At 73.9% G+C, this 14,980-nt stretch carries 15 protein-coding genes; 13 read left to right on the top strand and 2 right to left on the bottom strand.

What is annotated here, in order from left to right; genetic code table 11:
• Positions 1-131 precede the first annotated feature (131 nt).
• Positions 132-812: a phosphoribosylformylglycinamidine synthase subunit PurQ gene (purQ, locus tag AAT21_RS07465; protein ID WP_046775953.1), complete on the bottom strand. Its 681-nt coding sequence runs from the start codon at positions 810-812 to the stop codon at positions 132-134.
• Entirely contained in the window at positions 809-1,054 is a 246-nt protein-coding gene (gene purS, locus AAT21_RS07460; RefSeq protein WP_046775952.1) for a phosphoribosylformylglycinamidine synthase subunit PurS, read from the bottom strand. The genes purQ and purS overlap by 4 nt, the downstream gene beginning before the upstream one ends.
• A 236-nt stretch (positions 1,055-1,290) precedes the next feature.
• Here purS and AAT21_RS07455 point away from each other — a divergent pair, with 236 nt between their 5' ends.
• From AAT21_RS07455 to AAT21_RS07395, 13 genes are all read left to right on the top strand, one after another.
• Positions 1,291-2,697: a flavin-containing monooxygenase gene (locus AAT21_RS07455; RefSeq protein WP_079025498.1), complete on the top strand. Its 1,407-nt coding sequence runs from the start codon at positions 1,291-1,293 to the stop codon at positions 2,695-2,697.
• Entirely contained in the window at positions 2,694-3,572 is an 879-nt protein-coding gene (locus AAT21_RS07450; RefSeq protein WP_046775950.1) for a hypothetical protein, read from the top strand. The genes AAT21_RS07455 and AAT21_RS07450 overlap by 4 nt, the downstream gene beginning before the upstream one ends.
• Positions 3,569-4,099 (top strand): hypothetical protein, encoded by a 531-nt coding sequence (locus AAT21_RS07445; RefSeq protein ID WP_046775949.1) that lies wholly within the window; start codon positions 3,569-3,571, stop codon positions 4,097-4,099. The genes AAT21_RS07450 and AAT21_RS07445 overlap by 4 nt, the downstream gene beginning before the upstream one ends.
• Positions 4,096-5,586: an amidophosphoribosyltransferase gene (gene purF / locus AAT21_RS07440; RefSeq protein WP_157879646.1), complete on the top strand. Its 1,491-nt coding sequence runs from the start codon at positions 4,096-4,098 to the stop codon at positions 5,584-5,586. The genes AAT21_RS07445 and purF overlap by 4 nt, the downstream gene beginning before the upstream one ends.
• Positions 5,587-5,600: 14 nt before the next feature.
• Positions 5,601-7,412, top strand: coding sequence for a fatty acyl-AMP ligase (locus AAT21_RS07435; protein ID WP_052757685.1), 1,812 nt, complete (start codon positions 5,601-5,603; stop codon positions 7,410-7,412).
• Positions 7,409-7,699: an acyl carrier protein gene (locus AAT21_RS07430; protein ID WP_157879645.1), complete on the top strand. Its 291-nt coding sequence runs from the start codon at positions 7,409-7,411 to the stop codon at positions 7,697-7,699. Before AAT21_RS07435 ends, AAT21_RS07430 begins: the two co-directional genes overlap by 4 nt.
• 4 nt (positions 7,700-7,703) lie before the next feature.
• Positions 7,704-8,015: a DUF6506 family protein gene (locus AAT21_RS07425; RefSeq protein WP_046775947.1), complete on the top strand. Its 312-nt coding sequence runs from the start codon at positions 7,704-7,706 to the stop codon at positions 8,013-8,015.
• Between the two features lie 378 nt (positions 8,016-8,393).
• Positions 8,394-9,566: a cytochrome P450 gene (locus tag AAT21_RS07420; protein ID WP_046775946.1), complete on the top strand. Its 1,173-nt coding sequence runs from the start codon at positions 8,394-8,396 to the stop codon at positions 9,564-9,566.
• A 14-nt stretch (positions 9,567-9,580) separates the two neighbouring features.
• Complete coding sequence (locus AAT21_RS07415; RefSeq protein ID WP_046775945.1) at positions 9,581-10,591, top strand: 3-oxoacyl-ACP synthase III family protein; 1,011 nt, start codon at positions 9,581-9,583, stop codon at positions 10,589-10,591.
• On the top strand, positions 10,588-11,331 hold the full coding sequence (locus AAT21_RS07410) for a glycosyltransferase family 2 protein (protein ID WP_046775944.1): 744 nt from the start codon (positions 10,588-10,590) through the stop codon (positions 11,329-11,331). The genes AAT21_RS07415 and AAT21_RS07410 overlap by 4 nt, the downstream gene beginning before the upstream one ends.
• Positions 11,328-12,515 carry a cytochrome P450 gene (locus tag AAT21_RS07405; RefSeq protein ID WP_046775943.1) on the top strand — a complete coding sequence of 396 codons (1,188 nt, stop codon included), beginning with the start codon at positions 11,328-11,330 and terminating at the stop codon, positions 12,513-12,515. Before AAT21_RS07410 ends, AAT21_RS07405 begins: the two co-directional genes overlap by 4 nt.
• The gene (locus tag AAT21_RS07400) at positions 12,512-14,092 is read left to right on the top strand and encodes a class I adenylate-forming enzyme family protein (RefSeq protein ID WP_200904346.1); all 1,581 of its coding nucleotides are present in this window, start codon (positions 12,512-12,514) and stop codon (positions 14,090-14,092) included. Before AAT21_RS07405 ends, AAT21_RS07400 begins: the two co-directional genes overlap by 4 nt.
• A complete protein-coding gene (locus AAT21_RS07395; RefSeq protein ID WP_046775942.1) occupies positions 14,089-14,976 on the top strand; it encodes an NAD-dependent epimerase/dehydratase family protein in 888 nt (295 codons plus the stop codon). Before AAT21_RS07400 ends, AAT21_RS07395 begins: the two co-directional genes overlap by 4 nt.
• Positions 14,977-14,980 lie beyond the last annotated feature (4 nt).

Here is a 14,980-nt window from a genome sequence, read left to right as displayed (position 1 = left end):
CTCGGCGCCGGTCGGGCGGCGGCCGAGGATCTCCCGGATCCGGGCGTACTCGTCCTCCTTGAGGCCGAGCTCCTTCCAGGGCTGCTCGCTGTCGGGCGTCTCGCTCGCGTGCTTGACGGTATCGAGAGTCATCAGGCGTTGACCAGCTTCTTGAGAATCGACGTGAAGAAACCCTGGCCGTCCGTCTTCCCCGTACCGACCAGCGGTTCGACCGCGTGCTCGGGGTGCGGCATCAGACCGACGACATTGCCCGCGGCGTTGGTGATGCCCGCGATGTCCCGCAGCGAGCCGTTGGGGTTGACGTCCAGGTAGCGAAACGCCACCCGGCCCTCCGCCTCCAGCTCATCCAGCGTCCGCTCGTCGGCCACGTACCGGCCGTCCATGTTCTTGAGCGGGACCTCGATCTCCTGCCCCCGGGCGTAGTCCGAGGTCCAGGCGGTCTGCGCGTTCTCCACCCGCAGCTTCTGGTCACGGCAGACGAAGTGCAGATGGTTGTTGCGCAGCATCGCCCCCGGCAGCAGGTGCGACTCGGTCAGCACCTGGAAACCGTTGCAGATCCCCAGGACCGGCATCCCGGACCGCGCCTGCGCGATGACCGTCTCCATCACCGGCGAGAACCTGGAGATCGCGCCGGCCCGCAGATAGTCCCCGTAGGAGAAGCCACCCGGCAGCACGACAGCGTCGACCTGCTTCAGGTCCTTGTCCCGGTGCCACAGCGACACCGGCTCCGCGCCCGCCAGCCGGACCGCACGCAGAGCGTCCCGGTCGTCCAGCGTCCCCGGAAAGGTCACGACCCCGATCCGAGCGGTCACGACTCGACCCTCACGGTGAAGTCCTCGATGACGGTGTTGGCGAGGAACGACTCGGCCATCTCATGGATACGGGCAAGGGCGGCGTCATCCACCGGCCCCTCCACATCCAGCTCGAAGCGCTTCCCCTGACGGACGTCGGCGATGCCCTCGAAGCCCAGACGGGGCAGTGCGCGCTGCACCGCCTGGCCCTGGGGGTCGAGGATCTCCGGCTTGAGCATGACGTCGACCACGACGCGTGCCACTGGCACTCCTAACGCGAGAGTTCTTCAGCAGGTTCAATCGGAAGAGGAAAAGTGATGCAATTCACTCTTCGCGGAAGCCTGGAGGTAGCCATTAGGCGGAGGCCGGCGCCGGGAAGTCAAGCTTCTGCCGGTCATTCGCCCCTCGCTTCAAAGTCCTTGAAAGTCACTGGAGTCGGGCCGGAGCCGTGCGGCACGCTTCATGCATCCGACGTCGCACGGTGTGCGTGGCGTAGGTCATGAAATCAACGGGGGAATTGACGCACATGGCAGAACCACAGAACGATTCGCGTCCGGTCGCAGTGATCGGAGCAGGACCTTCCGGTCTGGCTTCACTGAAAAGCCTCACCGATCTCGGCATTTCCTGCGTGGCCTACGAGTCCCACTCCGGTGTCGGTGGCATCTGGGACATCGGCAACGCACGAAGCTCGGTGTACCAGAACACGCACACCATCACGTCCCGGGAGGTGACCGGGTACGCGGACCTCCCGATGGACCGGGCGCTCCCGGCGTATCCGCGCCACGATCAGGTGCTCGGGTACCTCCGCCAGTACGCGGAGCGGTTCGACCTGCTGAAGCTGATCCGGTTCAACTCCGACGTCACCGGCGTCGAGCGGCTCACCGACGGCTGGCGGGTCACTACCGGCGACGGCGAGGAGCACGAGCACAGCGCGCTGATCATCGCCAACGGGCACAACTGGCACCCCTATCTCCCCGCCTTCTCCGGGAAGTTCGACGGGGAACTCCTGCACAGCCGCGACTACACCAACGCGGCGGCGCTCACCGGCAAGCGCGTGCTGGTCGTCGGCGCCGGCAACTCCGGTTGCGACATCGCCGTCGAGGCCGCCGGGGTCGCGGACCATGTCGCCATCAGCATGCGTCGCGGCTACCACTTCTTCCCCAAGTTCATCTTCGGGAAGCCTGCGGACCAGGTCTCCGAGTCGAGCCAGCACCTGCGCCTGCCTCCCCCGGTGGCGCGCGCGGTGTACCGCACCATGCTCAAGCTGAGCATCGGGCGCCCGGAGCAGTTCGGGCTGCCGAAGCCCGACCACGAGCCGCTGGAATCGCCGCCGATCGTCAACTCGCTGCTGCCGTACTACTGCGCGCACGGCAGGGTGAAGGTCCGCAAGGCGCCCGTGCGTTTCGACGGGAAGTTCGTCGAATTCTCCGACGGGACCTCGGAGGAATACGACACCGTCATTCTCGCCACCGGTTTCCGGATTCACATTCCGTTCGTCGGCGAGGAACACCTCGACTGGGTCAAGGAGCGTCCGGACTTCTACCTCCTGGCCTTCTCGCCGCGCTACGACGACCTGTTCATCGCCGGTATGACCGACGGTACGGGAGGTCATTTCCCCACGGTGGAACTCCAGTCGCGCGTGATCGCCGGATATCTGGCGGCACGGAGGCGGGACCCCGAGGCGGCCCGCCGGTTCGACGAGCTGAAGCGCAGCCGGAGCGTGGACATCACCGGCGGCATCAACTTCCTCGACTCCCGGCGCAACCTCACCCAGTTCGAACTCACCACGTATCTGCGCATCCTGCGCGACCACCTGGCGGTGCTGGGTGGCCAGGACACCACGTACGCACGGCGGCCCTCGCTCCTCCAGCAGGCGGCCGGGCTCCTCCAGGGAGGTCGCAAGTGAACACCGTCGGTGCGGCGCTGCTGAGCGACGTGCAGAAGGAGGTCCTCGACGAGGTCCTCGTGGGCGTCCCCTACAACAGCGCCTCCCAGTTCCACGAGTACTTCGGCACCAAGGCCGCCCCGCCGCGCTTCGGTCTGTCCTGCGCCTGGCAGTCCTTCACGGCCGGACGCATGGTCATGGAGCGCTCCGGCATCACCACCGAGTACCTGATCGACGGCCGCCATGTGGCCGCCGTCTACCGCACGCCGGACGGCCTGGTCATCCTCGACCCCTACCTGCTGCACGGCGAACCGCTGCGGCTCGACCGGGGCGCGGCCGTCGACGGCAGCGTACGGACGACGGTCGACGCCTACCCCTTCCGTGTGAAGGCGGACGGCACCCCCGCGCCGAGCCGGGTGCGGGCCACCTGGAACCTGGCCGACGACTCCATCCGCCTCGACTACCTGCGGTACAGCCCGAGCCGCGGCCACAACACGGCCTCCCGGTCCTTCCTGCTGCGCCCCGAGTCCCGGCTCGACACGGTGCCGCCGGCGGCCGACTTCGTACGGCGGCTGCTGGTCCACCCTGAGCAGCACAGCGTCTCCATCCGGGTCCTGCACCCGGTCACCCGCGGGATGGCCGAGTTGATCCTCCCGCTGGCGGGACGCCCCGCGGGCGTCGCCGAGGACAGCGGCCTGATGCTGACGAAGGACAACCAGGGTGCCGTCGCCACCCACGGCGACGCCCGCTTCCAGCGCGACCTGGAGGTCGTCGCGGACGCCGTCGCGGCCTCCACCGACGACGTGGTCGCCTTCCTGCTGGAGGCGGCGGCCATCCACCGCGCCGCCGCCCCCGCCGGGCTCGACCTGGCCCCGTACTCCCTGGAGGACGAGTGAGCGCCCTCGAAGCGCCGGGCGCGCCCCCGCCGACCCGTTCCTACTTCCTCGCGGGCACCATGCAGGGCGCCCGCACCGGATCGGACCTCGTCGACCAGACCTACCGCGAGCGGCTGACCGCGGCCCTGCTGGCCCGCCGGCCCGGAGCCGTCGTCAACGACCCGGGCGTGGTGATGGCCGAGTGGCTGGCCGCCCACCCCGGCGCCCGCCCCGCACACGCGGCGCTCGCGGACCGCGCGGTGCTGCACCACGACCGGCTCGCCCCCGAACTGCGCGAGCTGACCGGGCTGTTCCACCGGCTCACCGAGCTGGCCGCCGCCAGCGACGTGTGCGTGGCGTGGCTGCCGGGCCACGAGGCCAGCATGGGCACCGCGGCCGAGATGCTGTCGGCCCACCGCGCCGGGCGCACGGTCGTCTCGATCACCGACATGCGCCAGAACCTGGCGGTGCTCTCCTGCTCGACGGTCATCCTGCCGGATCTGGACGCCTTCACCGACTGGCTCGACGCGGGCGGGGACACGTCGTGAACGGCGACCATATGGACGCGGACAAGCCCAGGGAAGCCTGCGGTGTCGCGGGCGTCTGGGGCCCCGCGGGCCACCACGCCGCCGTGGTACGGGAGATGCTCGTCGCGCTCCAGCACCGCGGGCAGGAGAGCGCGGGCATCGCCGTCGGCATCGGGGACGCCCTGGTCGCCCGGCACGGCGCCGGGACCGTCGCGGAGGCCCTGCCGGACCTGGAGGGGCTGCCCCTCGGCCCGGTGGCGGTCGGCCACGTCCGGTACGCCACCCACGGCACGCGCGACGCGCTGGCCGGGGCGCAGCCGGTCGTGCTCGACCGGCCGCCGCTGGCCCTCGCCCACAACGGCACGCTCGTCGACCCGCACACCGCGCCGGGGGCGGACGCCGTCGGCCTGGGCCAGTGGTTCACCGACAGCGAGCTGCTGACCCGCCTGCTGCTGGCCGCCCGCGTGGAGAAGGGCCTCGACACCGTGGCCGCGCTCCACGCGGTGCTCCCCGGGCTGAAGGGCGCCTACGCCCTGGTGGTGTCCGACGGGCACCGGCTGTACGGCGTCCGCGACCCGCACGGCTTCCGGCCGCTCGCGGTGGGCCGGCGGGGCGACACCTGGCTGCTGGCCTCGGAGACCGCCGCGATCACCGCCGTCGGCGGCGACGTGGTGCGGGAACTGGAGCCCGGCGAGGTGCTGTCGATCGGCCCGCAGGGCACGGCGAGCAGCCGGCTCGAGGTGCCCGACGCCAAGACCGCCGCCTGCCTCTTCGAGTACGTGTACTTCGCCCGCGCCGACTCCCACCTGTCCGGGCGCAGCGTCTACCAGGCGCGCTTCCGGGCCGGCCAGGCGCTCGCGGACCACGCTCCGGTGGACGGCTCGCCGCGGCCGGTGGTCGTGGCCACCCCGGAGACCGCGCGCGTCGCGGCCGACGGGTACGCCGAGCGCGCCGGACTGACCGTCGTCCAGGGGCTGTTGCGGCCCGGCCAGGGCGGGCGCAGCTTCATCGCCCGCGACCAGGAGGCCCGCCACCACGCCGTACGGCGCAAGCTCAGCCCCGTCCCGGCGGCGGTCGCCGGCCGCCGGGTGGTCCTGGTGGACGACTCGCTGGTCCGCGGCACCACCATGCGCACCGTGGCGCGGATGCTCCGCGACGCCGGGGCGCTGGAGGTCCACCTGCGCGTCGCCTCACCGCCGTACCGCTGGCCCTGCTTCTACGGCATCGACACCGGGCGCCCCGAGGAGCTGCTCGCCGCCCGGCTGTCGATGACGGAGCTGGCCGGGCAACTGGACTGCGACAGCGTGGCGTTCCTTTCGCTGGACCGGTTGCTCGAAGCCGCCGGGGGCGACCGCTCCGGCTACTGCACCGCCTGCCTGACCGGCCGCTACCCGACCGCCACCCCCGCCGGGGCCTTCCCCGCACCGGCCTGCGCCACCGGGCCGGCAGCCGCCGCGCCGGGCGCCGGCACCACCACCGCCCTTGCATCCCAAGGCACCGCCGAATGAGGAGAACCCCAGCAGTGAACACGCCCACCGAGGCGACCGCCACCCGCGCGCCGGCCGAGGCGCACACCGGCCGGGATGCCCGCACCATCGTCGAAGCCCTCATCGCCCGCACCCAGGGCCCGGACGCCGACCGCGCCCTGGTCACCGCCCTGGACGCGGCCGGCGAGGTGATCGAGACCCTGACCCCCGTCGAACTCGACCGGCACGCCCGCGCACTCGCCGCCGCGCTGCGCCGGACCGGCCGCCCCGGCGACCGGGTGATCGTCCCCGCCCTGCCGGGGCTCGACTTCCACATCGGCTTCCTGGGCTGCCTGTACGCCGGCATGATCGCCGTACCGGTGCCCGCCTTCCGCGCCGCGGCCCGGACCGGCACCACCTCCCGCGCCGAGCGGCTCTCCGCGATCTGCGGCGACTGCACGCCGTGCGCGGTGCTCGTCTCCACCCAGCAGGACGCCGAGGACGCCGGCGACGATCTGGCGCCCGGCGTGGAGTGGGTCGCCGTGCGCCGCCCGGAGGGCGAGCCGGGTGACACCGCCGCCCTGCCCGACCCGCTGGCGCTCGACCCGGCGGCCACCGCGCTCCTCCAGTACACCTCCGGATCCACCGGCGACCCGCGCGGTGTCGTCGTCGGCCACGGCAACCTGGTGGCGAACCAGGCCGCCATGCGCGACCGCTGCGAGGTGGAGCCCACCACCACCATCGTCAGCTGGCTGCCGTTCTTCCACGACATGGGCCTGTGCACGGCGGTCGTCCTGCCGCTGGTGTCCGGTGCCACCACCGTCACCATGGAACCGGCCACCTTCGTGCGCGACCCCCGGGTGTGGCTGCGCGCCATCTCCGCCGAGGAGGACGTCTTCACCGCCGCGCCCGACTTCGCGTACGACATCTGCGTCAACCGGATACCGGCGCAGGAGCGCGCCGCGATCGATCTGTCGACCTGGCGGGTCGCCGTCAACGGCTCCGAGCCCGTGCGCGCCGCCACCCAGCGCCGGTTCGCCGAGGCGTTCCGGCCGAGCTTCTTCCGCGAGGAGGTCTTCTCGCCCGGCTTCGGCCTCGCCGAGTGCACTCTCGCGGTGAGCCTGACGCCCTCGCTGGTCCCGACCGTCGTGGGCCTCTACGACCGCGAGGCGCTGGCCGAGGGCAAGGCGGTGGTGACCACCGTCGCGGACGAGGGCATCGAGCTCGTCGGCTGCGGGACGGTGGTGGACGACGTGCGCGTCGCCATCGTGGACCCGCAGACGCACCGGCCGCTGGCCGACCGGGTCGTCGGCGAGATCTGGGTGGACTCCCCGGGCAACTGCGGCGGCTACTGGCGCCGCGAGGAGGAGTCGGCGGACATCTTCGCCGCCCGCCTCGCCGGTACGGACGGTGAAGAGTCCGGCCGGACCTACGTACGCACCGGCGACCTCGGGTTCCTCGACGGCGGCGAGCTGTTCATCACCGGCCGGATCAAGGACGTACTGATCATCGGCGGCGAGAACTACTTCCCGCAGGACGCCGAGGCCGTCGCGCTGGACGCGCACCCCGCCTTCGCCCAGCAGCGGGCCGCCGCCTGGCCGTTGAGCGAGGACGACAAGGGCGTGGCGGTGGTCGTGGAGACCATCGAGCGCGACCCGGAGGTTCTGGCCGTCGCCGTACGGGCGGCCGGTATCGCCGTGGCGAAGGTCCTGCCCACCGCGGTCAGCGTCTACGCCGTGCCACGCAACAAGGTGCCCCGCACCACCAGTGGCAAGATCCGCCGGCGGGCGTGCGCCGAGCAGGTGACGTCCGGCCGCCTCCAGCCCCTGGCCCAGTGGTCCAGCCGGCGCACGGGCGGTGCCGCGTGAGCGCCGTCCAGAGCACCGCGCAGGGGGCTTTCACCCGGGAGGCCGTGGCCGAGCGGCTGAAGCAACTGCTGGGCGAACTGCTGGAGATGGAGCCCTCGGACCTCGACGAGGAGGTGCCGCTGAGCGCCTTCGGTATCGACTCCATGACCAGCTCCGTCCTCGTCGCCGGCGTGGAGAAGTGGTGCGGCGCACAGTTGGAGAGCGCCGGCGCACTGGGCAGCCTCACCCTGACCGAAGTGGCAGACGAGGTCGTGGCCCTGCTGCGACCGCTTCCCGAAAGGAATTGACACCATGGCACTCGACGCATTCGGGTTCCTCTTCACCGGACGCGGGCTCGACCCGGACCGCGACCGCACGGTGATCGAGCGGGACGGGTTCCGTGCCGTGATCGTCGGTATGGCCGACCCGGCGCAGGGGCCCGAGGTCGCGGCCGCGCTGGTGGACGAGGGCATTCAGCTCATCGAGCTGTGCGGTGGCTTCGGGCCGGTGTGGACGGCCAAGGTCATCGAGGCCACCAAGTCCCGGATCCCGGTCGGTTCGGTCGGGTACGGACCGGAGTCCATCGACGGCATGGCCGCGCTCTTCCCGCCGCAGACCGGCTGAACCCGGCCGCACACCCACCCCGGGGCGGCGCCCGCGCGGCACGTCCCGGGGCCGGGCACCCGCACCGGCCCCTGGGGCCCGTCCACGCGCCCCCGTACCGCCCGGGCCGCCCGTGCCGCCCGCGCCGCCCGGCCGCACCGCCGCCGCGCCCGTCCGCACCCCACCGCACCCGGGCCGCCGCGCCCGGCCCACCCGGCCTCCACCGGCCGCCCGCTCCGGCCGTGCCGTCCGACCTCCCCGTACCGCCAGGCCGCCCCGGACCCGGGGGCCCGATCTCCTGCCGGACCTCCTCCACGCGACCTTCCCCCGGGCCCCGGAGGAGGCCCGGCAGGCCCTTCGCCGTGTCCGCCGCACCGCGCAACGACGAGATGGATCACCATGAACCGCGCCGAATTCCACGAACTGCGCGTGCTGGCAGCCAGCCGTCCCGCACTGCCCCTGCTGCTGCACGCCGGCCGAATGGCCCGCCCCCTCAAGCACATCCCGCGCATCGGCTGGGTGACCGCCGACGCGGCGACGGCGCGGTCCGTCCTCACCGACCCCGAGCACTTCACCGTCCTGGACCGCGGCGGCGTCGGCCGGCTGTGGGCCCAGCTCCTCGGCGACTGGGTCGACGACCTCTTCGACGGCGAAGGACACCGTGCCCTGCGCACCGCCACCCGCGACCTCTTCGGCGAGACGACCGCCCGCGCCCTGGTGGACCGCGTCATCGGAGCCAGGCTCGCCGAGACCCGCATCCACCTCGCCTCCGGCCGCCCCGTCGACGTCGCCGCCCTGGGCCGCACGCTCGTCGGCCGCATCGTCACCGAGCTGCTGCGGGTCCCCGTGTCCGGCACCGACGACGCCGCATACGAGAAGGTCTTCGCCACCGCCCGTGAACTCGCAGCCATCTCCCTGGAGGCCGCCGGCGGTGCCGGCCTCACCGACGAGACCGTCGCCCGGGGCCGCCGCGTCGTCGCCCGCCTCACCGGACACGTCGAGAACGAATGGCGCACAGGCTCCACCGAGCACCTCGTCGGCCGCTGCCGCGAAGCCGGCCTGGACGCCCACCAGACCGCTGGGATGGCCGCCCTCGTCGGGGTCGCCGCGACCGAGACGGCGGCCAGCGCCATCACCCGCACCGTCGCCCTGCTGCACGACACCGGCGACCAGCACCGCCTGCTCGCCTCACCCGAACTCGTCCCCGACGCAGTCCGCGAAGGACTGCGCGTGACGGCCCCCGCTCCCGTCATCGGCAGAACCGTACGCGGCGACGTCCGCCTCGCCGGCCGCACGCTCCGGGCCGGAGAACGCATCACCCTGCTCAACTACACCGCCAACAGCCTCACCGGAGGCTTCCGGCTCGGCCGGCCACCGGAGCCGGCCAACCGGGAGCTGTGGTTCGGCGCCGGACGGCACCGCTGCCTCGGCTCCGCGATCGCCCAGGCGGAGATCGGCCGGACGCTGGAGACTCTGGCCGGCGTCGGCCGTCCCTGGCGGATCGTCGAGCGACGCTACAGCCGCCGCGTGGTCATCCCCACGTACGAGCGGCTCACCGTGACACTCGTCTGACGGGAGACCAGTCCATGCCCGCACCCCACGCCCGGCTCGCCGGAGTCGCCGTACACCTGCCGGAGACCCTGCGCACCGCGGCCGACACCGAGAGCCTCGTCGCCGCCGCCTCCACCGGCTTCCGCCCGCCGCCCGGCCTCGTCACCCGGCTGACCGGCGTACGGCAGACCCATGTCATGCCCGACGACTGGCAGGCGTCCGACGTCGCCGCCGCCGCCGCGCGCAAGCTGCTCGCCGACACCGGCACCGACCCAGGCGACATCGACCTGCTCCTGTTCGCCGCGGCCAGCCAGGACATGATCGAGCCCGCCACCTCGCACATGACCGCCGACCGCCTCGGCCTGCGCTGCCCCGCCTTCGACGTCAAGAACGCCTGCAACAGTGTGCTCAACGCGCTGGAGACCGCGCACGCGCTCATCGCCCAGGGCCGCTACCGCCGTATCCTCATCGCCTGCGGCGAGTCCCCCTCCCGGGCGGTGCGCTGGTCGGTGCCCGACCTGCGCACCTACCTCACCTCGATACCGGGCTACACCCTGTCCGACGCGGGCGCCGCCCTCCTCGTCGAGGCGTCCGCCGAACCGGGCATCATCGGCTGCGGGTTCGCCGCCGACTCCGCCTCCTGGAACGTCGGCACCCTGCCCTCCGGGGGCTCCGCCCACCCGCGCGGCGAGGAGCACACCTACTTCCGCCTCGACGGCGTGGGCCTGCGCCGCGCCTTCGAACGGCTCGGCTCCCAGGTTCTCGACGACACCCTGGAGCGGCTCGGTCTCGGCTGGCACGACATGGCCGCCGTCTGCGTCCACCAGGTGTCCGAGCCGTACCTCGAACAGCTCGCCGACCGGTTCGGCCTGCCCCTCGACAAGATCCCCGTCACCATCACCGAGCACGGCAACGCCGCCTCGGCGAGCCTGCCCCTCCAGCTGCTGCGGGCGCGCGAGAGCGGCCGGGCCGCCCCCGGCGACCTGGTCGCCCTGGTGGGTCTCGCCGGCGGCATCAGCATGGGAATGAGCGTGATCCGGCTGTGAATCTCTGGGTGGTGGTCCCCGCGTACAACGAGGCCCACGGCATCACGGCGACGCTCCGCGCGCTCGCGTCCCAGACCGACGGGGACTTCTCCCTCGTCGTCGTGGACAACAACTCCACGGACGGCACCGCCGATGTCGTCCGGTCCTTCCCGTTCCCCGGCGACGTGCACGTCGTCCACGAAACCCGGAAAGGCACCGGCGCCGCGGCCGACACCGGCATGCGGTACGCCATCGCCCGCGGCGCCACGCACCTCGCCCGCACCGACGCCGACTGCCTTCCGGCGCCCGACTGGACCGCCCGCATCCGCGTCGCCTTCGGCACCGGACTGCAGCTGATCGCAGGGCAGTTGAGGCCCCGCACCGACGAGTCGCCGCTGCCCCCGCTGCGCCGCACCGCGCTCGTCGCCGCCACCGAGGTCGCCGCCCTGTTCGGCCGGTTCCGGCCCGGGAACCGAGGCGCCGGCTACCTCGGCCCGTACATCATGGCCCCCGGCTGCAACATGGCGATCACCGCCCGGCTATACGTCCGCGCCGGAGGCTTCCCCCGCACCGCCATCGAGGAGGTCCACGAGGACCGGGCCCTGGTCAACGCGGTACGGCTGCTGACGACGGCGTACGGCCTGCGCAGGGACGTACGGGTCCGGGGCTCCGCCCGCCGGGTGCGCGAATGGGGCCTGCGCCGGACCCTGGGCTGGTACGCGGACCACCGCTACCGCCCCGAGGTGGTGGACATCCGATGACCACGCTCGCCACCGTCCCCGACGCCGGCTGGCAGCGGTGGGAGCACCGGGTGCAGACCTCCGCCCACCCGGTCGCCTACCGCCTGCTCCGCTCCATCGCGGCCCGCGGCCCGGTGGTGCGCGTCCCGCGCGTCGGCGTCGTCGTCAGCGACGCGGCCCTCGCACGCGACGTCCTCTGCGACACCACGCACTTCACCAAGACCGGGCCCGGCTCCCCGTCCGACCTGTGGACCCCGGTCCTCGGGCCCGCCGTGCTGCTCAACATGGAGGGGGCCGACCACACCGCGCTGCGCCGCCGCCTCTCGGGCCTCTTCACCCCCGGGTATGTCACCGGGCTCTGCGACCGGGTGCTGGCCCAGCAGCTCGCCGGCCTCACCCGGCGGCTCGCGGCGGGCGAGGAGGCCGACCTCGTCGCCGTCGCCAAGTCCTGCGCGGGCGCCGCCATCTGCGAGATCACCGGCATGCCGGCCGAGCCGGACCGGTTCGCCGCCGCCCACGCGGACGCCTCGGAGGTCACCAAGGCGGTACGGCTCTGGCGGCACTCCCTGCCCCCGCGGCAGATCCGGCACGCCCGCGAGGTGCTGGGGCGCCTCACCGCCTCCGCCGTGGACGCCTACCGGCGCGGGGGCGACGACACCCTGCCCGGCCGGCTGCGCGGCCTCGGCCTCACCGAGGAGGAGGCGCGCGGCGCGGTCGGCGCGTTCCTGCTCACCGGCACCGAGACCCTGGTGTCCTTCATCCCCCGGCTCATCGCGATCTGCCACGACACCGGCCTCCTCGACCGGCTCCGCGACGGCACGGCCGACACCGCCGCCGTGATCGAGGAGGCCCTCCGGGTCACCGTCCCCTCGCCTGTGATGCTCCGCAGCGTCGCGCGGGCCACCGAGGTCGGCAAAGTGCCCGTGGCCCCCGGCGACCGGGTCGTCGTCGCGACCCTGCTGTGCGCCGCCGCGTACGGCGGGTTCGACCCCGGCCGGCCCCACCCGCCGGAGCTGCGCCGGCTGTGGTTCGGCGCCGGACCCCACTTCTGCATCGGCATGCCGCTGGCCATGGCGCAGATCCGCGCGGTACTGGACGCGGTCCTCGCCGCCGGGCCGGTCGTGGTCGCCGGCCGCCGCACCGCCCGCCGGGTGCTGATCCCCGGATACGCCCGGCTCACCCTGACCCGACGGAGCGCGCCGTGACCGACACCCCGCACGCCACCAACCCCGGCACCACCGATGTGCTCACCGCGCTGATGGACACCGCCCGCCGGCGCGGCGACGCCCCGGCGCTCACCGGCCCCGGCGGGCCCACGCTCAGCCACCGTCGGCTCGCCGACGCCGTGCTGGCCACCAAGCACGGGCTGCGCGCGGCGGGCATGGTACCGGGCGAGCGGGTGCTGTTCTCCGTACGCCCCGGTCCCGATGGCGTCGTCCTCGCCCTGGGCATCATCGCGGCGGGCGCCACCGTCGTCTTCATCGACCCGGGCGCCGGGCCCGGACTGTTCGCCGCCCGCAAGGAGCTGGCCGCCCCCCGCTGGGCCGCCGCCGAGTCACTGCTGTACGCCGCCGCCCGGTACGGCCGCCCGCTGGCCCGGCGCCGGGGACTGCTGCTGCCGGACTATCACCGGCTCGGCCTGCGCCACATCCACGCCGGGCGCAGGCTGCCCGGCGTGCCCGCCGGAGCGCTCTCCGCGCGGCGGCTCGCCGCCGGACCGGCCGGGGCCTTCCGGCCGCGACCCGCGCCCGGCCAGGAGGCGCTGGTCGTCTTCACCTCGGGCACCACCAGCGCCCCCAAGGCCGTGGTGCACACCCGCGGTTCTCTCGGCGCCGGCCTGGCTGGCTGCGGACACGCCCTGCGGATGGGCGACGGCGACACCGTGCACACCGACCAGCTGATGCTGGGCATCCCCGCCCTCATCACCGGCGCCCACTGGACCATGCCCCCGTACGGCTTCGCGCCCGCCGCCGACCCCGTGCGGTACGCCGCCGGGCTGCACGGCGCCACCCACACCTTCTGCGTACCGGCCGACCTGCCCGCCGTCCTCGACGCCGTCGAGCGGGGCGAGGCGACCGTGCCCACGACCCTCCGGTACCTGGTCCTCGGCGGCGCCCCGGTCCTTCCCGGGCTGCTCCGCCGCGCCGCCCGCACCCTGCCGGGCGTCACCGTCCTCGCCGTGTACGGGATGACCGAGATCCTGCCCGTCGCCGTCGCCACCGGTGCGGAGAAGCTCGCCCACGACGGCCCCGGTGACCTGCTCGGCACCCCGCTGCCCTCGGTGACCGTCCGCACCGCCCCGGACGGCGAACTGCTGGTGTCCGGGCCGAACCTGTGCCGCGGCTACCTCGGCCGTCCCCCCATGGACGAGCACGCCACCGGCGACCTCGCCCGGCTGGAGGACGGCCGGCTGGTCCTGCACGGCCGCAAGAAGGACATGCTCATCCGGGGCCGCACCAACATCTACCCCGGCCTGTACGAACCCGCCATCACCGCCCTGCCCGGGGTGGCCGAGGCGGTCATCGTCGGTGTCCCCGACGACTACGGCGACGAACGCGTCGTCCTCGTCCTCGTCCCCGAACGGCCGGGCACCGCAGCGGAGTCGCTCGCCGACCGGGTCCGCAGCCGGCTCCCCGCGCTGCTCGACGCCGCCGTGCTCCCCGACGACGTGGTGGTCCTGGACCGCGTCCCGGTCGCCGGCCGCTCCCGCAAACCGGACCGCGACGCGCTCCGCGACCGGCTGCGCCGCGGCGCCGCCCGGGGGACGGAGCCGGTGCGATGAGGATCGCCGTCACCGGCGCACGTGGCTTCGTCGGCGGCGCGGTCTGCCGCGCGGCGGCCGAGCGCGGCTGGACCGTCCACGCCCTCACCCGCGCCGACTGGGACCTCGCCGCCGGCCGGTGGGCCGGCGCCCCCCGGGTCGACGCGGTGGTGCACGCGGCGGCTGCCGTGAGCGACTGGGGCGCCCCCGGCCCGGTGTGGAGGGCCAACCTCGCCGGCACCCGGCACGTCGCCGCGTCCTTCCCCGGCACCCGGCTGGTCCACATCTCCACCGCGAGCGTGTACGACCCCTTCCGTCCGACCGTCCACGCCGACGAGTCCGAGGCCCCCGTCCGCCGCTACCTCACCCCGTACGCCGCGTCCAAAGCCGCCGCCGAACGCGCCCTCGACGGGCGCCCCGACACCGTGGTGCTGCGCCCGCACGCCGTGTACGGCCCGGGCGACCGGACCCTGCTGCCCCGGGTGCTCGGCGCCGTGCGCGGCGGCTCCCTGTTCCTGCCCGGCGACGGCACGGCCGCACAGTCCCTCACGCACATCGGCAACCTCACCGCCGCCGCTCTGCGTGCCTGCGACCCCGCCGCCCCGCCCGGCACCTACAACGTCGCGGACGCCGAGCCGGTACCCGTGGGGGAGGCGCTGCGCGAGCTGCTGGCCGCGCGCGGCATCCGGGTACGCCTGCGATGCCTGCCCGTCCGGGCCGCGGACGCCGCCGCCGTGGCAGCCGAGACCGCGTGGCGGCTCGCCCGGCGGCCCCGCCCGCCGCGGCTCACCCGCTACGCGATCAGCCACCTCGCGGTGGAACGCACCCTCGCCCTGGGCGCCGCGCGCCGGGACCTCGGCTTCGACCCGGCGCCCACCTCCTTCGACGGCGCCGGCGCGTGGTGACCCG

The sequence above is a fragment of the Streptomyces yangpuensis genome (genome assembly GCF_001005295.1).
Taxonomy (GTDB): Bacteria; Actinomycetota; Actinomycetes; order Streptomycetales; family Streptomycetaceae; genus Streptomyces; species Streptomyces yangpuensis.
This window is presented reverse-complemented; position numbering and strand designations above follow the sequence as displayed.

Coding starts and splice junctions, on each gene's coding strand:
- AAT21_RS07420 (WP_046775946.1), top strand. CDS start 8,394: ATGAACCGCGCCGAATTCCACGAACTGCGCGTGCTGGCAGCCAGCCGT.
- AAT21_RS07415 (WP_046775945.1), top strand. CDS start 9,581: ATGCCCGCACCCCACGCCCGGCTCGCCGGAGTCGCCGTACACCTGCCG.
- AAT21_RS07395 (WP_046775942.1), top strand. CDS start 14,089: ATGAGGATCGCCGTCACCGGCGCACGTGGCTTCGTCGGCGGCGCGGTC.
- AAT21_RS07405 (WP_046775943.1), top strand. CDS start 11,328: ATGACCACGCTCGCCACCGTCCCCGACGCCGGCTGGCAGCGGTGGGAG.
- AAT21_RS07425 (WP_046775947.1), top strand. CDS start 7,704: ATGGCACTCGACGCATTCGGGTTCCTCTTCACCGGACGCGGGCTCGAC.
- AAT21_RS07455 (WP_079025498.1), top strand. CDS start 1,291: ATGAAATCAACGGGGGAATTGACGCACATGGCAGAACCACAGAACGAT.